This is a genomic window from Candidatus Clostridium radicumherbarum, assembly GCF_045310525.1.
GTDB lineage: Bacteria > Bacillota > Clostridia > Clostridiales > Clostridiaceae > Clostridium_AT > Clostridium_AT radicumherbarum.
The window spans coordinates 631,511-651,681 of the sequence record NZ_JBJHZY010000002.1; the positions used below are offsets into that span (position 1 = coordinate 631,511).

Annotated in this window: 22 protein-coding genes; 13 read left to right on the forward strand and 9 right to left on the reverse strand. The window is 32.7% G+C overall.

What is annotated here, in order from left to right:
• The first annotated feature begins 8 nt into the window (after nt 1–8).
• The 5 genes from ACJDUH_RS12735 (at nt 9) to ACJDUH_RS12755 (ending at nt 3,771) form a co-directional block, all read left to right on the forward strand.
• Complete coding sequence (locus ACJDUH_RS12735; protein ID WP_406765579.1) at nt 9–494, forward strand: pyridoxamine 5'-phosphate oxidase family protein; 486 nt, start codon at nt 9–11, stop codon at nt 492–494.
• A 117-nt stretch (nt 495–611) separates the two neighbouring features.
• Nucleotides 612–1,127: a DUF2127 domain-containing protein gene (locus ACJDUH_RS12740; RefSeq protein ID WP_406765580.1), complete on the forward strand. Its 516-nt coding sequence runs from the start codon at nt 612–614 to the stop codon at nt 1,125–1,127.
• A gap of 167 nt (nt 1,128–1,294) precedes the next feature.
• Complete coding sequence (locus ACJDUH_RS12745; RefSeq protein WP_406765581.1) at nt 1,295–1,474, forward strand: RidA family protein; 180 nt, start codon at nt 1,295–1,297, stop codon at nt 1,472–1,474.
• 243 nt (nt 1,475–1,717) lie between these two features.
• Nucleotides 1,718–3,046 carry a DUF4830 domain-containing protein gene (locus ACJDUH_RS12750; protein ID WP_406765582.1) on the forward strand — a complete coding sequence of 443 codons (1,329 nt, stop codon included), beginning with the start codon at nt 1,718–1,720 and terminating at the stop codon, nt 3,044–3,046.
• 101 nt (nt 3,047–3,147) lie between these two features.
• Entirely contained in the window at nt 3,148–3,771 is a 624-nt protein-coding gene (locus ACJDUH_RS12755) for an HAD family hydrolase (RefSeq protein ID WP_406765583.1), read from the forward strand.
• A 121-nt stretch (nt 3,772–3,892) separates the two neighbouring features.
• Here ACJDUH_RS12755 and ACJDUH_RS12760 read toward each other — a convergent pair whose 3' ends face one another.
• On the reverse strand, nt 3,893–4,519 hold the full coding sequence (locus ACJDUH_RS12760; RefSeq protein ID WP_406765584.1) for a nitroreductase family protein: 627 nt from the start codon (nt 4,517–4,519) through the stop codon (nt 3,893–3,895).
• A gap of 184 nt (nt 4,520–4,703) precedes the next feature.
• Between ACJDUH_RS12760 and ACJDUH_RS12765 the strand changes: the two genes are divergently transcribed.
• On the forward strand, nt 4,704–5,063 hold the full coding sequence (locus ACJDUH_RS12765) for a winged helix-turn-helix transcriptional regulator (RefSeq protein WP_406765585.1): 360 nt from the start codon (nt 4,704–4,706) through the stop codon (nt 5,061–5,063).
• A gap of 131 nt (nt 5,064–5,194) precedes the next feature.
• On the opposite strand, the gene ACJDUH_RS12770 is transcribed toward ACJDUH_RS12765, so the two are convergent.
• Nucleotides 5,195–6,085 carry a LysR family transcriptional regulator gene (locus ACJDUH_RS12770; RefSeq protein WP_406765586.1) on the reverse strand — a complete coding sequence of 297 codons (891 nt, stop codon included), beginning with the start codon at nt 6,083–6,085 and terminating at the stop codon, nt 5,195–5,197.
• 125 nt (nt 6,086–6,210) lie between these two features.
• Here ACJDUH_RS12770 and ACJDUH_RS12775 point away from each other — a divergent pair, with 125 nt between their 5' ends.
• On the forward strand, nt 6,211–7,233 hold the full coding sequence (locus ACJDUH_RS12775) for an epoxyqueuosine reductase (RefSeq protein ID WP_406765587.1): 1,023 nt from the start codon (nt 6,211–6,213) through the stop codon (nt 7,231–7,233).
• Between the two features lie 145 nt (nt 7,234–7,378).
• Here the strand turns inward: ACJDUH_RS12775 and rsiV are convergent, their stop codons facing one another.
• Together rsiV and ACJDUH_RS12785 are read right to left on the reverse strand one after the other, a co-directional pair.
• Nucleotides 7,379–8,278, reverse strand: a complete 900-nt coding sequence (gene rsiV, locus ACJDUH_RS12780) for an anti-sigma-V factor RsiV (RefSeq protein WP_406765588.1) — start codon at nt 8,276–8,278, stop codon at nt 7,379–7,381.
• A 1-nt stretch (nt 8,279) separates the two neighbouring features.
• Entirely contained in the window at nt 8,280–8,777 is a 498-nt protein-coding gene (locus tag ACJDUH_RS12785; protein WP_406765589.1) for a sigma-70 family RNA polymerase sigma factor, read from the reverse strand.
• A gap of 903 nt (nt 8,778–9,680) precedes the next feature.
• On the opposite strand from ACJDUH_RS12785, the gene ACJDUH_RS12790 reads away from it, so the two are divergent.
• From ACJDUH_RS12790 to ACJDUH_RS12815, 6 genes are all read left to right on the forward strand, one after another.
• Nucleotides 9,681–11,117, forward strand: a complete 1,437-nt coding sequence (locus tag ACJDUH_RS12790; protein WP_406765590.1) for an NAD(P)/FAD-dependent oxidoreductase — start codon at nt 9,681–9,683, stop codon at nt 11,115–11,117.
• Nucleotides 11,118–11,139: 22 nt separating this feature from the next.
• Complete coding sequence (locus tag ACJDUH_RS12795; RefSeq protein WP_406765591.1) at nt 11,140–12,405, forward strand: NAD(P)/FAD-dependent oxidoreductase; 1,266 nt, start codon at nt 11,140–11,142, stop codon at nt 12,403–12,405.
• A 14-nt stretch (nt 12,406–12,419) separates the two neighbouring features.
• On the forward strand, nt 12,420–12,782 hold the full coding sequence (locus ACJDUH_RS12800) for a DUF1667 domain-containing protein (protein ID WP_406765592.1): 363 nt from the start codon (nt 12,420–12,422) through the stop codon (nt 12,780–12,782).
• A 71-nt stretch (nt 12,783–12,853) separates the two neighbouring features.
• Entirely contained in the window at nt 12,854–13,417 is a 564-nt protein-coding gene (locus ACJDUH_RS12805) for a glycerol-3-phosphate responsive antiterminator (RefSeq protein ID WP_406765593.1), read from the forward strand.
• A gap of 166 nt (nt 13,418–13,583) precedes the next feature.
• Nucleotides 13,584–15,074: a glycerol kinase GlpK gene (glpK, locus tag ACJDUH_RS12810; RefSeq protein WP_406765594.1), complete on the forward strand. Its 1,491-nt coding sequence runs from the start codon at nt 13,584–13,586 to the stop codon at nt 15,072–15,074.
• An 86-nt stretch (nt 15,075–15,160) separates the two neighbouring features.
• Entirely contained in the window at nt 15,161–15,865 is a 705-nt protein-coding gene (locus ACJDUH_RS12815; protein ID WP_406765595.1) for an MIP/aquaporin family protein, read from the forward strand.
• A gap of 51 nt (nt 15,866–15,916) precedes the next feature.
• Here the strand turns inward: ACJDUH_RS12815 and ACJDUH_RS12820 are convergent, their stop codons facing one another.
• The 5 genes from ACJDUH_RS12820 to ACJDUH_RS12840 all read right to left on the reverse strand — a co-directional run bounded on the left by ACJDUH_RS12820 (nt 15,917) and on the right by ACJDUH_RS12840 (nt 20,117).
• Nucleotides 15,917–16,156, reverse strand: a complete 240-nt coding sequence (locus ACJDUH_RS12820) for a hypothetical protein (protein ID WP_406765596.1) — start codon at nt 16,154–16,156, stop codon at nt 15,917–15,919.
• 84 nt (nt 16,157–16,240) lie between these two features.
• A complete protein-coding gene (locus ACJDUH_RS12825) occupies nt 16,241–16,546 on the reverse strand; it encodes a putative signal transducing protein (RefSeq protein ID WP_406765597.1) in 306 nt (101 codons plus the stop codon).
• A 26-nt stretch (nt 16,547–16,572) separates the two neighbouring features.
• Nucleotides 16,573–17,052, reverse strand: coding sequence for an NUDIX domain-containing protein (locus ACJDUH_RS12830; RefSeq protein WP_406765598.1), 480 nt, complete (start codon nt 17,050–17,052; stop codon nt 16,573–16,575).
• A 40-nt stretch (nt 17,053–17,092) separates the two neighbouring features.
• The gene (locus ACJDUH_RS12835; protein WP_406765599.1) at nt 17,093–18,025 is read right to left on the reverse strand and encodes an aminoglycoside phosphotransferase family protein; all 933 of its coding nucleotides are present in this window, start codon (nt 18,023–18,025) and stop codon (nt 17,093–17,095) included.
• A gap of 229 nt (nt 18,026–18,254) precedes the next feature.
• On the reverse strand, nt 18,255–20,117 hold the full coding sequence (locus ACJDUH_RS12840; RefSeq protein WP_406765600.1) for an LTA synthase family protein: 1,863 nt from the start codon (nt 20,115–20,117) through the stop codon (nt 18,255–18,257).
• Between the last annotated feature and the right edge of the window lie 54 nt (nt 20,118–20,171).

Below are 20,171 nucleotides of genomic sequence, written 5' to 3' on the forward strand. Positions count from 1 at the left end.
GTATAATTATGTTTCGAGAAATGAGAAGAAAAAAACAATTATTATCCAAGGAAGAGACAATTGAAATTTTAAATTCATGCACATCTGGAGTTTTAGGAGTAATAGGTGACAATGATTATCCTTATACCGTTCCAGTAAGTTATGCTTTTAAAGATGACAAACTATTTATACATAGTGCTAGACAAGGACATAAGATTGATAGCATAAAAAGAAATGATAAGGTAACATTTTGTGTGATAGATAGAGATGAAGTAGTACAAAAAACATTTACTACCTATTTTCGTAGTGTTTCTATCTTCGGCAGGGCAAGGATTATTACTGAGGATTCAGATAGGCGATATGCTCTTCAATCCTTAGTTGAAAAATATTCACCTGATTATATTAAAGAAGGACAGCAAGAAATTGAAAGAGAATTGGATAGAGTATGTTTAATCGAAATCAAAATCGAACATATGACCGGTAAAGCAGCTATAGAAATTGTCAATAGTAATTAGAAGTTTTTTTTAATGATTTATTAATCTAAATCTAATAAAAAAGTATTAATATATAAATAGATTAGTGTTTCTTAATAAAAGGAGCATAATAAATTTTTATAAGCAAGGTGAAAATAAATGTCAGTAAAAAATGTAAACAGAAAAGATGCAGCTAAATATATGAATAACGATCTAATACATAAAAGTTTTGAAATTGGAATTTTACTAAAAGCCATTGATGGGATTTTAGAAATAATAGGTGGAATCTTATTAAAATTTTTCACTCCGGCATCATTAAACAAATTAGTTGTTTTACTAACACAGCACGAATTATCTGAAGACCCAAATGATATTATATCTAATATGATGATTAAAATGAGTGCTAGCTTCTCTATTAGTACGCAAAATTTTGGTGTGTTCTATTTAATTTCTCATGGTCTAGTTAAATTTATTCTTATTATTTTTTTATGGAAAAGAAATATTTGGGCCTATCCCCTTACTATTGTTTCATTAGTTTTATTTATTATTTATCAGATTTATCGTTATACAATTGATCATTCAGCCTTTCTAATTGTCCTTACAATTTTTGATATTATAATGATATTTTTAACTTACATAGAATATAAGAGAATGAAGGGTGAATTTTCGTTATAAACGGCCCTTATCACATCTTTTTCATTAATTTATTAAAAAATTTCACTTTAATATTGAAATTATATTATATGTGCTATATTATATATGTATAAGGTATTAATTATGTATCATTTTTATATTGTACTTTACATATAATATATCACATATTTTATAAAGGAGAGTCTGTTATGAACAGTACAGTTGGAATTTCAGAACAAATATTAAATGAAATTGATAATTTAATGGAAAAGTCAGGTGTATCTAAAGAAACCTTCTTAAAGCACATTGCTGACTATTACAACATGAATTTTGTTTTAGACAAGAAAATTAACGACCTAAATGCCTACTATGATAGTTTCACTAACTAGAAATAAGTGAGACATTCATTATCAAAATATTTACTGTTTACTACTATAGTTCCACTTCCAATGCGGCACGGGGCGTTTCTCGTGCCACACATTAAAAAATATATATTATAAAAAATATTAAGGGCAGCTAAATAAAGCTGTCCATTTTTTATATGTATAGAAATATTAATACATATTTTTAAATATATGTTATAATTTAACTACATGAATTTAAGATATTAAAGTGTGAATTTGAGGTGTATAATGAACAAAAAGATTTATATAGTACAGCTTATTTTAATTTTAGGAGTATCATCTGTTTTAACAGGTTGCTCACCAGCAAAAAATTCAAACCCTACTAAAAGTGAAGAAATAACCGTTATAAATCCTACTGCTCAGAAAGAGGTAAATGAGATAAAAACTTCTTCAGTACCTAACTTCCAAGGAATTTATAATAATACAATAGAAATAGATGTCAAGTTTGATTCTAGCAGTATGTATAGTAATAAAGCTGTCAAAATCAAAGATGGCAAAATGATATCTGATATCTTAACAATGATTGGGAAAAGCCAACTGATACAAGATGAGTCTAAAATTAATAATATGAGTGGAATGGCTGCTAAGAATAACAGCATGATTTTGGTTCAAAGTGACAAAAGCAAAAAGGAAATTAAATTTGCCTTTGATGATGCAGCATTTGCATTTGGATATATACAAATTGATAATAATAAGTTTGACCCTGGTTTTAGTTTTTGTAGGTATATAAGGGACCTCACTGAATATAGACAGTTTGATACTAACATTGATAAGGCGTCTGAGGAATTATTTAAAAAGTATAATTGGACTATCGATTATAGAATCAATACAATAAATGAAACACTTCCTTCTAACTTAAAATATGAGGCCGGAGAGTATCCAGTAAAACTATATTGGGCTTATAATAAGGAGCTTTCAAAGAGTATCGGACTTGATTATAGTGAATATCTAGGTAAGAAAGTTCAAGTTGACATTTATAGACTAAGGGAGCCGCTGCCTGACTATATGAGCCCTCGAATGGATTCACGAGGAATCCTAGTGAAATATGATAATAAAATTATTGGGGCATTTATTGATGCTGGAAGGCATAGTAACTTTGCCTGTTCACTGAATAGAAAAAGCCTAGCAGATATAACAAATAAAGAATGGAATAGCTGGGTTAGCGACTACATGGATTATAATAATGAGCTAGAAATAAAACTGTCTAAAATGAAGCCAGAGGACATTATTAAAGAGTATTATGCTGCTATTAACAGCCATAATGAAAAGCTGCAGTATGCATGCATGACTACGCAAAATGTATCCAGTTATCTTGCAATGAATATGGACAATAATCAGCTGATTAATGGTAGTTTTAAGGATGCCTATGTTCTAGAAACGCAAAACACTGCACCATGGAAATTAATAAGTATTAAACAATTAAATATTCCTGATAACAAAGCTGGAACTTTAGAGTATGCAGTTACAGATTTAAAATTTGAAACTAGATATATTATATTGGAAAAGGAATCTGATAAAATAGGCTGGCGCATTCAGGGTGTAGGAACAGGGCCTTAGAGTATAAGTGCATTAGTAGCATATTGTAACAAAATTTGAGCTTTAATATTAATACAGTAATCATTGATAAGATGAGATAAAATTAATACTTGGGGGTTATTATGTATAACTATATTATATTTGATATTGATGGAACACTTTTAGATACGGAATTTGCGCTTCTTTCATCACTTCAAAAATTGGTATTGGAAGAGCTTAATAAGCATATGAGCTTTGATGAATTAAGATTTGCCTTGGGTATTCCAGGAGAAGTAACCTTGGAAAAACTGAAAATATCAAATGTTTCAGCTTGCATTATTAAGTGGAATCAGTATATAAATGATAGTTTCCATCTTGTGAAGGTTTTTGATAAAATTGAGGAAACTTTAGCTGCTTTAAGTAAAATGGAAATTTCAATGGGTATAGTTACTTCAAAAACAAGAGAAGAATTTGAAAATGACTTTATACCTTTTGGGTTGCCTAAATACTTCGGTTCAGTGGTTTGTGCAGATGATACTGAAAAACATAAGCCCAATCCAGAGCCAATTTTAAAGTTAATTGAACTAACAGGTATTGATAAATCGAAAATAATATATATTGGTGATACGAAATATGATATGGAGTGTGCCTACAGTGCAGGCATAGATTTTGCATTGGCCTTATGGGGTGCAAAATCCTCAAATGGAATTAATGCAAATTATGTCCTTGATGATCCTAAAAAAGTATTAGAACTTGTAAAAATTTAAATTTTGAAAATATTGTTACCTTCAATAAACTTTTACAAAAAAAAATTAAACTGGTACTAAGATAGTGCCAGTTTTTTTAATTTAATTCTACGATAATGCTTTCTTAAAACATAAGTGAAAATTAACACTGCTTTATAATTAACTCATCAAGGGGTAATCTTGGTCTTTGAGAAGGTGCTTGATCTGAATAGCCTATTGGAACTAGTGCAACTACATCATACCTGTCATCAAGCTCTAATATACTTTTTGTCTTTTCGCCATCAACCATCATTATCCAGCAGCTTCCAAGGCCTAAATCTGTTGCTCTAAGTATCATATGTTCAACAGCTATTGCTAAATTTAAACTCATATATGCTTTTAAAGCAGCTTCACTCATGTTGCTTCTTCTTTTATTATAGTCATCCTTATCTTTGTTATCACCAGTTTTTTTATCTAATGGTGTATCTTCAAAAGCTTTTGCTTCAGTTAACTCTTTCATTCTCTCTCCTGATGCCATAATAGAATTCTTATCAACACAACATGCAATAACAACAGGTGCCTTTGTAACAAAAGGAAGAGGTGTACCTTCGTTTAATTTCTCTCTCATTTCTTTACTTTTAATTACTACAAAACGAGTAGGTTGTAGATTAGTTCCTGAAGGTGCTAAACGTGCTGCTTCTATTATTTCTGTTATATAGTCATCAGGTACGGCATCTTGTTTAAACTTTCTTATACTTCTTCTTGATTGTATTGCTTCCTTTACTTCCATTTTAAAATACTCCTTTAACAACAATATTTTTAAAGTGTTCTTAAATTTGTTTTATAGTTTTAGCTTAATTACACTTTACATGCATGATGCATTTATATAAAATATTATATTGATGTAAATAAACTTGAACAAGTACGCAAAATTTCTTTAGTAGGTTACATAAATGTAAGTAATGGAGGCTAAAATGAACAAGCGCTCAATAGAAAAAGTATCTATGGATGAAAATGCAATCCATTATGCTCTGAATATAATAAGTGGAAAATGGCGTTTGAAGATTCTTGGGGAGATCTCTAAAAATGAAACTATAAGATTTAATAAATTACAAAAGAATGTAGAAGGAATCTCTAGCTTGATGCTAACACGTTGTTTAAAGGAGTTAATTGAATATAAACTAGTAGATAGAAAACAATTTGATGAAATTCCACCCCATGTAGAATATTCATTAACAGATTTGGGAAGGTCTTTATGCCCTATATTACATTCTTTAGAGGTTTTCGGATTAAATGTAATTGAAGAAACAAAAAATTCACAGAAAAAAAGCTGATCTGCCCTTTATAATCTCTAAAATTATATTTATTAATAAAAGCAGCCCTTGAAATCAAGGGCTTGCTTAAAAATTAGGCTTGCTTATTATTTTATTTGACATAGGAACACTTAAGTTATTTATAAATTACTTTAATCAATATTAAAATCTTCCCTTACTAATTGCATAAATAGCAACATTGCAGGACTAAGCCATTTGTTCTTATGATAAGCGTAAATAGCTGTTATTTCGGTATCAGAGCAGCCTATTTCAAGCTCCTTTAACTTACCATTTTTCAGTTCTCCTTCTACTGTAAAACGAGGCAGCAAGGAAATCCCCAAATTACTTGCAACACATTTTTTTATCGCTTCTATACTCCATAGTTCTATTGTATTTTTTAAACATATATTATTTTCGCAAAAATAATCTTCAAGTATTTTTCGATAAATGGATTCAGGCTCATTTATAATAAGACTTGTATTTATTTCTTGATTAGGTTTGCATAGATCAAATTTATCTTTCTCTAATAATGGCGGGCATATTAAAGCTAAGGGGAAATCAGCTAGTTTAACAGTAATCAAACTATCAATTTCACTTCCCACCTCATACATCAAACCAAGGTCTATCTCTCCCTTGGATAAGATATTTTTTATGGCAAGGCAATTGAGCGAAACTATAGAAAGTTTTACATTAGGAGCCTTTTCTTTAAATAATCTAAGCACATTTTGTAATTTATAAGATATCAAGGATTCTGTAGCAGCAATCTTCAATTCTCCTGTAAGATTACCACCTGATTTTCCAATGCTCTCAATCTTTTTAACTGTATCAAGTAACTCATTTGTATAAGGTATCAATTCTTTGCCTAATGTGGTTAATACCATGTTACGACCAATTTTCTCAAATAGCTTGATGGAGAGCTCCTGCTCCAGCTGTTGAATTTGAGCTGTTACAGTAGATTGTGTGTAGCCTAGCTTCATTGCAGCATTTGAGAAATTGCCTTCCTCTATAATACTCTTAAATGTTTTAAAATGTCTAATATCCATTTCTTCACCCCATCTCTATATAATAAATAATATATTTGTAAAAATGAATTGTCAATTCGAATCTATCAATTTTACAAATATATAGAAGTTTGATAGTATAAATTAATGGAAGGAGTGTAGGCGAAATGAGTTTATTAGCAGAACAAATAAAAAGTGCGGCACTTGAAATGGGCTTTGAAAAGTGTGGCATTATTAGAATATCTGATATGTCCGGTTATGAGGAAAAACTTAATGAAAGAATTGAGCGTATTCCAGAAACAAAAGAATTTTACAAGAAATTTTATCGTTTTGCCCATTTAGAGGACTCCTACCCCTGGGCAAAATCAATAGTAATCTGTGTAAAACAATATGGAAAGTATCATATTCCTGAACATTTGAAAGGTTTGATTGCTAAATATTATTTAGTAGATAGCAGAACAGACGAAAACTCTGAAGAGTTTAAAGAAAGCTTGAAATTTCAAGCCTACTTACGAGCATTGGGGCTTAAAACAGCTACTGAAAGAAAATTTGGTATTACTGGATTACGCTGGGCGGCATTAAAAGCTGGACTTGGAATAGTACGTAAAAATAATTTCTTCTATACAGAATCGGGTTCATGGGTTCATTTAGAGGCATGGCTTATAGATAAAGAGCTGGAGTTAATTGAAACACCAACATTGAAGCAATGTCCTGAACACTGCAATTTGTGCATTAAATCCTGTCCAACCTCTTCTTTATCCCAGCCCTATACTATGAACCGCTCCACATGTATCTCTTGCCTCACGACATGGGAAGGTTGGGATTTACCTAATGAAAAATTCAACAAGCAGATGGGTAGCTGGGTATTTGGTTGTGATGTTTGTCAAGATGTATGTCCATTTAATAAAAATTCATGGACGGAGGATGAAGAGTTTCCATATCTTTCTGAGCTCAGTGAAAAATTATCCCTAGAGCAAATAATCGAAGCAGATTACGAGTTTCTAGGAAATGTTGTACAGCCGAAACTCTGGTACATTCCTAAGGAAAAGGTTTGGCGTTATAAAACAAATGCACTTAACTCCATGCTAAATGCTTATAAGCCTGAGTATTTGCCATTTATTCAAAAGGCCTGTAAGGATGAAAATGAGAATGTTCGAAATATGGCAAAATGGGTTTTGTCAAAGTTATAAATAATGGCAGTAAACTTTAAGCCCAGGCTTCTTAGCAGTATGAATTTTAATTACTGATATTATTCCTTACTAAAAAATCCACCTAGAATTTTGATTCTAGGTGGATAGCCTATTTTATTGTGTACTTGACAAAGGGGTTTCTTACTTATTTAATATACTCATTACCAACTAAAATATTGTGAATTACATCAGTAGGGATTACAAATTCAACAATGCCCATAGCTCCTGGAGCAACCTCGTATTTATCAAAGGATATTACTAATTTACCTTCTGGATTTATATAAAAGTTCTGATTTTCTGATATTTTATCAAAAGGAGAAAAGATATCCTTGATGCCATCTACATGAACCCAATAAGTTTTATTATTATCAGCTTTCATCTGCTCTATCATCTGCTTCTTAATGTTTTCACTTATTATATTTACATAGCTGTTATCTTTAAATAAGCTCGGAAGTGTTATTAAAACCTGATTTTTCTTATCTATAGTATCATATTTCATTGTTGTTGATGAAGAGCCCACTGTATTTACAACATAACGGCCTACTGATAATATATTATCATTGTCTGTTTTTACTGTATAGCCACTATCTACGCCTAAATGGCCGCCCCCATTTTCTTTTAATTTTTTCATATCTTCAGTAAATTGTTCATATAGTTTTTTATTTTCAGCAAGATATTTTTCATTTAAGCTGTTTTGCAGAGTTTTATTATCTAAGCCTTGTATAGAAGGGGTTTTTAAGCTTGCTTTATACTCATCCTGATTTATAGTATACTCCTTGAAGGTTATTACTTTTACAATACTTCCCACAACAGGGACCTTAGAAAGGGTTTGCGCAAGAACAGGGCTGCTGTTAACCCCAATTGTTAACGCTGCTGCACAAATAGCTATTGAAGCTGCCGTAATACTTATTTTTCTAAGAGCATTTTTTCTTCTGGTGTGTTTTTCCGCATTCTTTAAAGCCTTTTTTACATGAAAGTCCAGTTCTTCTGGAATTGGAGTTTCAATATACTCCTTTTTAAGCTTATTTAAATCTTCATTCTTCATACTAAACCTCCTTAGTATCATCCATTTTAATGCGTAATTTATCAAGTGACTTATATAAACGAGCTTTTACTGTATTCACATTGACCTTAAGAACTTCTGCTATTTCTTCTAATTTTAAATCTTCAAAATATCTTAAGATTACTACAATTCGAAAGTTTTCAGGTAAACTATCTAATGCTCTTTGCAGGTCAAAGTTTTCATAATTATCAATTGTACCAGAATCAAAACCTTCTAAAGTTTCATCATCTACAACAGTGAGTTTATTTTGTTTCCTCAGAAAATCCAAGGAAGTATTTACTATAATCCTATAGAACCAGGTCTTCATATAGCGTGGTTCTTTCAAGGAATCCTTAGATGCTATTGCTTTATATATGGATTCTTGGATAATATCTAAAGCATCATCTATATTTTTCACATAGCTGTAAGCCAGCCTATAATGATTTTCCTTGTATTTAATAACATATTCTTCTATTTGCTTTTCTAAAATGTCCCTACTCATTCCATATAGAACCCCTTCCTAGTTTTGATACGTATCTTAACTACTTACACTCTATAGACGTTTGCATATTATAAAAAGTTTTCTTATATAAAAACCAATAATACTTCTATCAAAAGTATATCAATAAAGTTTAGCAGGTAGTAAATTTGTCCTCACCTTGAATATATCCGTACTTTATGAAACCTATTCGGTTATAGAAATCATTTTAAGCGTTAAGATCAAGTTATACTATACAATATAAACCATTTGTTAAATAATTGACACAATCACTCTTACAGGAATTCATTTACGACATATTTTTACAAATTTGCCTTTTATCTTTTATTCAGGATTCCCCTATTTTTCTTTCCTATTAAGTTTCATTTATCATATCACTGCTAAATGAGGCTTACCCTGGTTCTTGAAGTGTCTCAATATCACGTACCACTTTAGCCCCTTTTTCAAGAATAGACTATTTCCAATGATTCCCGCATTACCATGTCCAAGCTATTGAGCTAGTATAAACATCCCTTTTCCCCACCCCGTTTCATGTTAAATAAAATACAATCAAAAATAAAAGCGAATAAAATTTTCCAAATTCCTTCATTTTTCTATTGAAGTATACATTTACATGTGCTAGAATAAGCCCATGTGATAAGTAAATATATAAGGCTGAGATTAAGAGAGCCAAATTTAAAGTTGTACTTTAAGTTGGGGCTTTTTTGCTTTTTTAACCCCTCTTTAAGGTCATCTTGTTGAAATTATTCACATTATGAATGGGAAAGATTAATAGTCTTTTAGGGCAGAATAATGAATACAGGGAGCGTAAGGATTAATAATCCTTACGTACAATATGAAGAATACAGGAGGCGCAACAATTAATAATTGTTGTGTGCTTGAGAGGAATTCAGGAGGGGTTTTGGAATGTTTGATGTAACTATTATTGGAGCAGGAGTTGTAGGCTGTTCTATTGCCAGAGAGCTTTCAAAATACGAGCTAAAAGTTTGTGTTCTTGAAAAAGAAGTAGATTTAGCCTCTGGTACAACTAAGGCTAACAGTGCTATTATTCATGCTGGTTTCGATGCTAAGCCGAATACTTTAAAAGGTAAGTTAAATGCCAAGGGAAATTCAATGTTTGATAAGCTTACAAAGGAGCTTAATTTCCCTTTTATAAGAAATGGCTCATTGGTGCTTTGCTTTGACAAAAATGATTATTATAAGCTTATAGAGCTTAAAGAGCAGGGTGAAAAAAATGGAGTCCCAGATTTACAAATATTAGATGCTGCAGAGATTCACAAAATAGAACCTAATATTTCCCAGGAAGTAGTGGCAGCACTATATGCGCCAACTGGCGGAATAGTTTGTCCATATGAATTTACCATTGCCCTTGCCGAGAATGCATATTTAAATGGCACCGAATTTAAGCTTGGCACAAAAGTCATGGATATTAAAAAGAATGAAAATAGCTTTGTAATTAACACTAATAATGGCGTGATTGAAAGCAATTTAATAATAAATGCAGCTGGATTATTTGCTGATGATATTAATAATATGGTAAGTGCTAATAAATTGAAGATCATTCCTAGAAAAGGTGAATACTGCTTGTTTGATAAGGCTGCTGGTAGCTTAGTTAGCAAAACAATATTTCAGCTGCCATCTGCATTAGGCAAAGGAGTTTTAGTCACCCCAACAGTAGATGGCAATTTACTTATAGGTCCTAATGCAGTAGATATCGAAGATAAGCTTAATTTAGCCACTACTAAAGAAGGCCTTGATGATATTCTCCAAAAGGCAAAAAAATCTTTAAAAAATATACCAATGAATTTAATTATTACCTCTTTTACAGGCTTAAGGGCCAGAACTGAGGCTGATGATTTCATAATAGGTGAAACTAAAGACGTAAAGGGCTTCATTAATGCAGCTAGCATTGAATCTCCCGGTCTTTCTAGTGCACCTGCTATAGCAGAGATGATAAGAAATATAGTTTTAGAATTATTACCCACCTCAGAAAAAGAGAATTTTAGAGCAGTTAGAGAAAAACCTGTAAAGTTTAGAGAATTAACAAATGAAGAAAGAAAAGAGCTTATTGCCAGAATACCTGAATACGGTAAAATAATTTGCAGATGTGAGGTTGTTACTGAGGGTGAAATATTAGATTCAATACGAGGTCCATTAGGTGCAACCACTCTAGATGGAGTAAAAAAAAGAACACGAGCTGGTATGGGCAGATGTCAGTCAGGCTTTTGCACTACAAGAATTGTAGATATATTATGCAGGGAGCTTAAGGTGCCTAAAACTGAAATTACTAAGTTTGGCGGAAACTCCAAGCTCCTGGTTGGCAGAAACAAAGATAATATATAATAATGTAGTGGAGGGCTTTAAGATGATGGAATTTGATATCGTAATAATTGGTGGTGGTCCTGCAGGACTTGCCGCAGCTATAAAGGCCAAAGAAGAAGGAATTGATAATATATTAATACTAGAAAGAGAAAATCAGCTTGGTGGAATATTAAATCAATGCATACATAATGGTTTTGGACTACATACCTTCAAAGAAGAGCTTACAGGACCAGAATATGCACAAAGATTCATTGATAAGGTTTTGGAATTAGAAATACCTTATAAACTAAATACTACAGTGCTGGATTTGAATAAGGATAAGTTAATTACTGCAGTTAATGAAGAAGATGGAATACTTGAAATTAAGGCAAAGGCTATAATTTTAGCTATGGGCTGCAGGGAAAGGCCTAGAGGTGCCATAAATATTCCTGGAGGCAGATGTGCTGGCATTTATACTGCTGGTGCGGCTCAAAAGTTTGTAAACTGTGAGGGCTTTATGCCTGGAAATGAGGTTGTAATATTAGGCTCAGGAGATATAGGTCTTATTATGGCACGAAGGATGACCCTTGAAGGTGCTAAAGTAAATGCTGTTGTTGAGCTTATGCCCTATTCTGGTGGTCTGAAGAGAAATATTGTACAGTGCCTTGATGATTTCAACATTCCTCTTATGCTTTCTCACACAATAACTAATATTAAAGGTAAAGAAAGAGTTGAGGGAGTAACTATTTCAGAGGTAGATGAAAATAGAAGACCTATTAAAGGTACTGAACAGTTTATTAGCTGTGACACTCTCCTATTATCTGTTGGATTGGTACCGGAAAATGAACTTTCCAGAAAGGCTGATATAGACCTGTCTCCTATTACCAGCGGTCCTATAGTTAATGAAATTATGGAAACAAGTATTGAAGGTGTATTTGCCTGCGGAAACGTGCTCCATGTACATGACCTAGTGGATTTTGTTACTACCGAAAGCTACAATGCAGGTAAAAATGCAGCGCTTTTTGTTAAGGAAAATGGCTGCTTAAATAGAGTTTCTTCTATTAATATTGAGGCAACTCAAGGCGTCAGATATACCGTACCTCAAAGCATTAATATTGAAAATATAAATAAGAATATTGATATTAGATTCAGAGTAGGCGATGTTTATAAAAACAGCTATATATCCGTTTATTTTGGAGATACCCGGGTAATGCATATTAAAAAGAAAATACTTACTCCAGGAGAAATGGAAAGTGTCAGACTCACAAAAGATCTGTTAGAAAAACATAAGCCCTTAAGTAAAATTACCTTTAAGGTTGAAAAAGACTGAAAGGATGAAAAGTTATGGAAAAGAGAGAATTAACCTGCATTGGATGCCCCTTAGGCTGTAATTTAGAAGTTGAAATAGATAATGGAAAAGTTGTTAAGGTATCTGGTAATAGCTGCAATATAGGCCATGATTATGGTATAAAGGAATGCACAAACCCTACCAGAATAGTAACAACAACTGTTTTTGTAGAAAACGGACAAGATCTTGTTGTATCCGTTAAAACGGAAAATGATATTCCAAAGAATAAAATATTTGACTGCATAAAAGCATTAAAAGATATTAAGGTTAAGGCTCCAATAAATATTGGAGATGTTATTGTTTCAAATGTATTAAACACAGGCGTAAATATAGTTGCTACAAAAAATGTGAAGTCATAAATATTAAAATATGTTAATTAAGCTCATAACCAAGCCTAACCAATATTTAATAGAATACTGGAGGTCATTAAATGAAGTTAGAAGAATTGTTAATAAATAATCCTGTGGTAGCAGCTATTAAAAATGATGAACAGCTTGAAAGTGCTCTTAATAGTTCTGTTCATATAGTATTTGTTCTTTATGGAAACATCTTAAACATAAAGGATATCTGCGAAAAATTAAAGAACAAAGGAAAGCTTGTATTTGTTCATGTGGATATGATAGATGGTCTTAAAGGTGATTCTAAAGGAATTGAATTTATTAAGCATTATGCTGATCCTTATGGAATTATAAGCACTCGCCCAAGCAATATAAAATATGGTAAGCAATTAGGACTTTCCACCATAATTAGAGTCTTTGCAATTGATTCCTTATCTTTAGACACCGGAATAAAAAATGTTCATACTGTAATGCCTGATGCAGTTGAAGTTATGCCTGGCATTGCAAGTAAAATTATTAGAGCCATGGAAAAGGAAGTTCACCTTCCTATAATTGCAGGAGGCTTAATTCAAACTAAGAAAGACATTATGGACTCCCTGTCTGCTGGCGCTGTAGCTATATCAACTACTGCTATCAGCTTGTGGGATATAAGTTAAGAGACATCCATATGAGTATCAAAGCTATTTTATTAAATATCATAATTTATAGCTTGTTCAAGTTAAAATAGAGCCATGCTTCTAAAGAAGCTTCTTTAAATCGTGGCCTTTTTAATAAATTTTTATTAAAACGTTTCCAAAATTTTTAAAATGGGGGTTTTTACAAATGGCAAAGTATGTAATGGCACTGGATCAGGGCACAACAAGTTCAAGATGTATACTGTTTAATGAAAAGGGCTTAATTGAAAGTGTAGCTCAAAAGGAATTTACTCAAATCTTTCCTAAGTCTGGCTGGGTAGAACATGATGCAATGGAAATTTGGTCAACTCAAATTGGCGTTGCTAGCGAAGCAATGGCTAAAATCAACGCAACTGCAAAGGATATTGCAGCCATTGGTATTACTAATCAAAGAGAAACCACTGTAGTTTGGGACAAGAGAACTGGCTTGCCAATACATAATGCTATTGTATGGCAGTGCAGAAGAACTGCTGAAAGATGTGATGAGTTAAAGGCAAAGGGCTTTGACAAGGTTGTTAGAGAGAAAACCGGACTTATTTTAGATGCTTATTTCTCAGCTACAAAGGTTGAGTGGCTGTTAAATAATGTTGAAGGTGCTAGAGAAGAAGCTGAAAAAGGTAATTTATTATTTGGAAACATAGACACTTGGCTTATTTGGAAGCTTACTAACGGTAGAGTTCACGTAACTGATTACTCCAATGCTTCAAGAACTATGCTGTTTAACATCCATGATCTAGAGTGGGATGATGAAATTCTAGCTGAATTAAACATTCCAAAATCAATGCTTCCAGAGCCTAAGCCTTCAAGCTGCGTATACGGACATACTGACGGCTCCCTACTTGGTGGAGAAATTCTTATTGGCGGTGCTGCAGGAGATCAGCAGGCTGCTTTATTTGGACAAACTTGCTTTGAACCAGGAACAGCTAAGAATACTTATGGTACAGGCTGCTTCATGTTAATGAACACTGGTGATAAGGCAATAGAATCTAAAAATGGACTATTAACAACAATAGCTTGGGGTATTGATGGAAAGGTTGAATATGCTCTTGAAGGAAGCGTTTTTGTAGCTGGAGCAGCTATTCAATGGTTAAGAGATGAACTTAGAATGATTAAAAACGCTGCAGATTCTGAAAGCTATGCTACTGCAGTTGAAGATACAAATGGCGTTTATGTAGTTCCTGCCTTTGTAGGACTTGGCGCACCATATTGGGATCCATATGCAAGAGGAACTATAGTAGGACTTTCAAGAGGTTCTAAGAAGGAACATCTTATAAGAGCTACCTTGGAGTCCCTGGCATATCAAACCTCTGATGTTTTAGACGCAATGCAGGAGGATTCTGGAATAACTCTTAAGGCACTTAAGGTTGATGGAGGTGCATGCGCTAACAACTTCTTGATGCAATTCCAATCTGATGTTCTTGGAGTTCAAGTTGACAGACCTGAAGTTATAGAAACTACAGCCTTAGGAGCTGCTTACCTTGCTGGCCTGGCAGTTGGCTATTGGAAGAACAAAGATGAAGTAAGAGCAAACTGGGCAGTTTCAAAGGCTTTTGAGCCATCAATGGAGGCTTCAAGAAAAGAAGAATTATTAGAGGGCTGGCATGAAGCTGTAAAGAGATCACAAGGTTGGGTTAAGTAATAAAATCCTTGTATTAACAATTATGTAGTGTGGAAGTAAAACCTTCTGCACTACAAAAAATAAATAAATTATAGGGGGAATCATTTATGTCTCATTTTTTAGCTGAAATGCTAGGTACCATGATACTTGTTCTTCTTGGTGATGGCGTAGTTGCAAACTGTTTATTAGGGAAAACAAAGGGAAATAATGCAGGTCTTATAGTTATAGCAACTGGTTGGGCATTTGCAGTTGGTATTCCAGCTTGGATTTTTGGAGCAGCAAGCGGTGCTCACTTCAATCCAGCATTAACTCTTGGCTTAGCTACAATTGGCAAATTCCCATGGGCAGATGTTCCAACATATATCGCAGGACAAATGCTTGGAGGCTTCTTAGGTGCTTGTCTAGTTTATATTCATTACTTACCTCACTGGGCAGCTACAGAAGATAAAGATGCTAAACTAGCTGTATTTTGTACAGGCCCTGCTATCAAAAGTACTCCAGCTAATTTTATCTCAGAATTTATTGGAACCTTCATTTTAGTATTTGGAATATTAGGTCTTGGCGCAGTTCAAATGGCTCCTGGCTTAAATACACTAGCAGTTGCATTTTTGATTTGGGTAATTGGTGTATCTCTAGGTGGAACTACAGGTTATGCAATTAACCCTGCCAGAGACTTAGGACCTAGAATAGCTCACTTCCTGCTTCCTATACCAGGAAAAAGAGATTCAGATTGGGGATACTCTTGGATTCCAGTTATTGCTCCAATTTGCGGTGCAGTAGTTGCAGCTCTTTTCTATCACGCTATATTTTAAATAAATTAATAAATGGCAGCCATATGAGTTATTACTTATGGCTGCCATTTATTATTTCCACATATCTTCATAAAAAATGTCAAAGCGTACTATTGCCTTTTCTGTTTTTCCGTTCAGAGAATAATTAACACAATAAAGTTTTTCTCTCATCGATAATTTCTCAATATCTAAAACCTGTCCTCCAAGGTCATTTATATGATTATATATCTTTCTATTACAAATCTTTGGTCCTACCAAAACCTCAAATAATATCAATGGTCCAAATATTATAATTAACAATACAAGTTCCAAAATAAATCCTCTCTTTCTTTATGAGCTTTAAATATCATAATAACTCTGAGATGGTTTATAAGGTCATGCTGCATTAAGATATTATCATAGCCCTATATCTTTTAATAATTCTTTTGCATGTTCAGCATTTGATATTTCTACTTGGACCTGCGCAAATATGCCTGCTGCAATGTGACTGGGCATATCATTTATATAATATTTTATGCCTTCAGAATCTAAAATTGATTTTGCTAAGGCTATTAAGCCCCAATTGTTTGTTTCAGCAATTGTAGTAAATTCTATATATTCAAATTCTGCTTCATTTGATAGTTCTTCTACCAATTTAGTGCCGCAATCAGCACAGGTAGTATACCCCTCACTATACTCACTCTTACATTTTGGACAGAACATTTTTCATACCTCCCTCTTATTTTTAATTAACCATGATTATATTTAATACGCTCAGAACCTAAAAACATAGGAATTTGATTTTTAATGATTTTATCAATATTTCCATTCAATACTTTTGGCAGAAGACGAATTTTATCTAAATCTTCTATGTTAATCCATTCACTGCCAACTTGCATATCATCAATTTCTATTGGTTTTTTTGCTGTTTCATCACTTAACTCACATATAAAAATATGATACATCTTATGAATATATTCTGGATATAATTCCCTTGTTTTTGGATTTTCACATATTTCTTCACAAAGTGCTGCAAATACCTTAGGTGTAACACTGTAGCCAGTCTCTTCAAGACATTCCCTAATTACAGCTTCCTGCAATGTTTCATAGGTATGCTGTCCACCACCTGGTAATGAGTAATATTCCCCATTATATTCATCAAAACACTTATTTAATAGCACCTTTCCTTTATTAATAATAATTGCTTTTGCTGTACTTCTAACGCTCATCTTTAAACACCTCATATCTTTTTACTTCTCAAAATATACTTTAAGAGAATATTTTTTCTTTTGCTACCTTATGTGGAATGTACCACCTTGGAATATAGGAACTGAAATCATCGTACCATGCTAAAACATTTTGAGCTTGATTTAGCATAGTTTTAACTTCTGCATCTCCAAAAGGAATTGCCCATGGCAGGGAGGACAATGTATTGTTTCCAATGTACAATGCCATTAATCTAAAAAATGCTTCAGGAACCTCTCCTTCAAAATATCCATTAATACGACCTGAAGAAAAATGTGTGCTTATTCCAGCACACCATACAATTCGGTTAAATTCCTCCCAGGGGTCGCCAAAATCATATCTATTAAAATCAATTATTCCAACCTCATTTTTAACTGTAACAACCATATTCCCTACATGGAAATCGCCATGCTGGAAGGTTTGTATTCTATTTTCAAGAAGAAATCTATTTTCATTTATGTAATCAATTATTTTATCAGCCTTATCTATTTTTATGGGACATGCTTTGTAATTTTTAATTTTTATATCAATTTTTTTATTGAAACGTTCTGCCCAATTCTCTCTAAATACAGGTACAGGAATCTTATGAAGCTTAGCTAATACTTTGCCAGCATTATAGCCAAGATTGTATTGTTCTTTAGGGGTTAATACAGGTAATACCACTTCAGCATCGCTGCCTTCAATCCAAGTAAGCAAAGTAAAAACACTTTGCTTATTATTGCACATGCCAAAATCGATAGGCCTGGACATCAGTATGCTGCAGCTATCAAGCATTTTCATAGTTTCAAATTCTTCTTTTTTCCTGTCATAGGATGAAATATTAGAAATGCGAAGTAAAAGCTGGCGATTTTCATTTGTTACGATATGATACTTTATATCACTTGACCAGCCTTTATTAACTAATTCAACTTTTCTCCAATGCATAGAGTCCGGTATATCCTTGAATATATCCAGCATAATTTTCCACCTTTCGGTCACAACAATGGGTAGTTTATATAAGCTTTTATTGTTTAATTATACCATTATTCCCTTCAATTATATATAGAAATGGCGGGAGAAACTTTCTCCTGTTATCTAAACAGTTTATTTAAATTACACTATATGGAATGTTCAGGTTAATTTTTTTTAAAATATTAAGGTACTGCCACCATGTGCAGTACCTTAAATTTTCTTTATTGAAATTAAACTATTTTCCAAAAAGTATAGGCAAGGAATATTGTTTTCCTTCCATTAAATCGTATTGTATCAGCTTGTAGTCCGATAAAAGCTGTTTCTCATCCTCTGTAAGGCTTGTCTTTACATTTCCCTTTGAATCTACCTGAACACTTGATTTGAGACCTGGGATTGTTTGTTTTATATCTTCAAGCATTGTGTAATATGGGGTTAGAGGCTTATTTAACATATCAAATAAGGTTACACCTAAAAATGCAGGACTTATAGTTTTTAAATCAGTCTTTTGTAACCCAAAATTTGAATATATAAGTAATGGTGTTTCTGATAATGCTTTTTCATTTGATAAGGCATCACTTCCTGTGCCAAACTTTGCAGTATCATATATGGAATTAGATAGTGCAGGAAGATGGTCACCGAAGAAAACTACTATGGTTGGCCTGTCCATCTTTGCTAAGCCGTCAAACAAGGTTTTCATTGCTTCGTCAGTAGATTTTATGCCTTGGGTATAAGTTTCTAACTCATTAGTATCTGCTGCAGTGCTTAAACCTGAAACTGTCACAGTATTTTGAGGATATTTTCCCTCATTAAATGGAAAATGATTCTGCATTGTTACAGCATGTATAAAGGTTGGCTTACTGCTTTGATTTAATTGATACAATATTTCATTTACTACAGATTGGTCTGAGATGTATCCTCCAGGAACCTGGGTGTCCTGATACTTCATATCGGTATCCCCAATAAATTTATCAAAGCCTAAGGTTTTATAGGCCACATCTCTTTTATAAAATATTTTTTCATAAGCATGGATAGCAAGAGTGTTATAGTTTTGCTGCTTTAAAATGCTTACAATAGAAGGCACGGATTTTTCCTTATCCATTGATTGCTGGTAGGGTATAGTTCCAGCAATGTTATTATACATTGAAAATCCAGTAAGAGCTTCATACTCAGTATTTGCAGTACCCCCGCCAAAAACCGGCGATAAAAGATATCCTGAAGAATTACTTGCCATTTCAGTTCTTATATTTTTCATTGGATCTTCACTGAAGCTAAGGGACGTCATTCTTGTAGGATCCCAAAAGGCTTCATCCATAATGTAAATTATATTTGGCTGTAAATTACTATCTGAAGTTCTAGTTGCATTTAGCTTGTCTGCCTCCTGCTTATATTTTTCTGCTACCTTTGTTACTTCAGCTTCACTGTAATTGCTTGGTTTTTCCATGACCTCACTTTTAATATTAGATAATAGCCCAAACATAAAACCATTTTCATCATAGTTCTCACGTTGATCCCAGAGAACTTCTGAAACTCCAGATTTTATATAATACCTATTAATAAAGGTGTTTTTATAATTCACAAAAGTATATATGAAAAATAGAGATATTAATGTTAGTAAAATTCTTGAAGGTAACTTAAGTGGTTTATTCTTGGGCAATAGTTTTACTATGAATTTAATAATAGTAAATACTATTATAATTCCAATAATAATCAGAACAACAAATTTTCCTCCAAGCATACTAAGTATAGTGCTTGCATTCTTTATTTCAAGGAAATCCACAGGATATATTGGTGCTCCAAGTATTTTTAACTTCTCAATGTTTGCAAATGCAGTAATTCCAAATAAAAGAAAGCATAAAATTATGCCTTTATAATAATTGCCTAATAATGATGTGAAAAATAGGTAAATAAAGAATATAAATGCCGTGCTTATCGTAAAAGTGCCAGCATTCATTCTTATCCAACCAATTGTCTGACCATAATTCCCTAGCCTTTCTGTAATTTCAAATATAAAACTTGATATTAACGCCATAGTAATACATAATTCAATAACTACTAAAACGGATTTTTGATCCTTTATTTTTTTTAAAAGCTTCTTCATATTTTGTCCTCCTTTTATTGAATAGTAAGTAACATACTATATATTCATATAAAA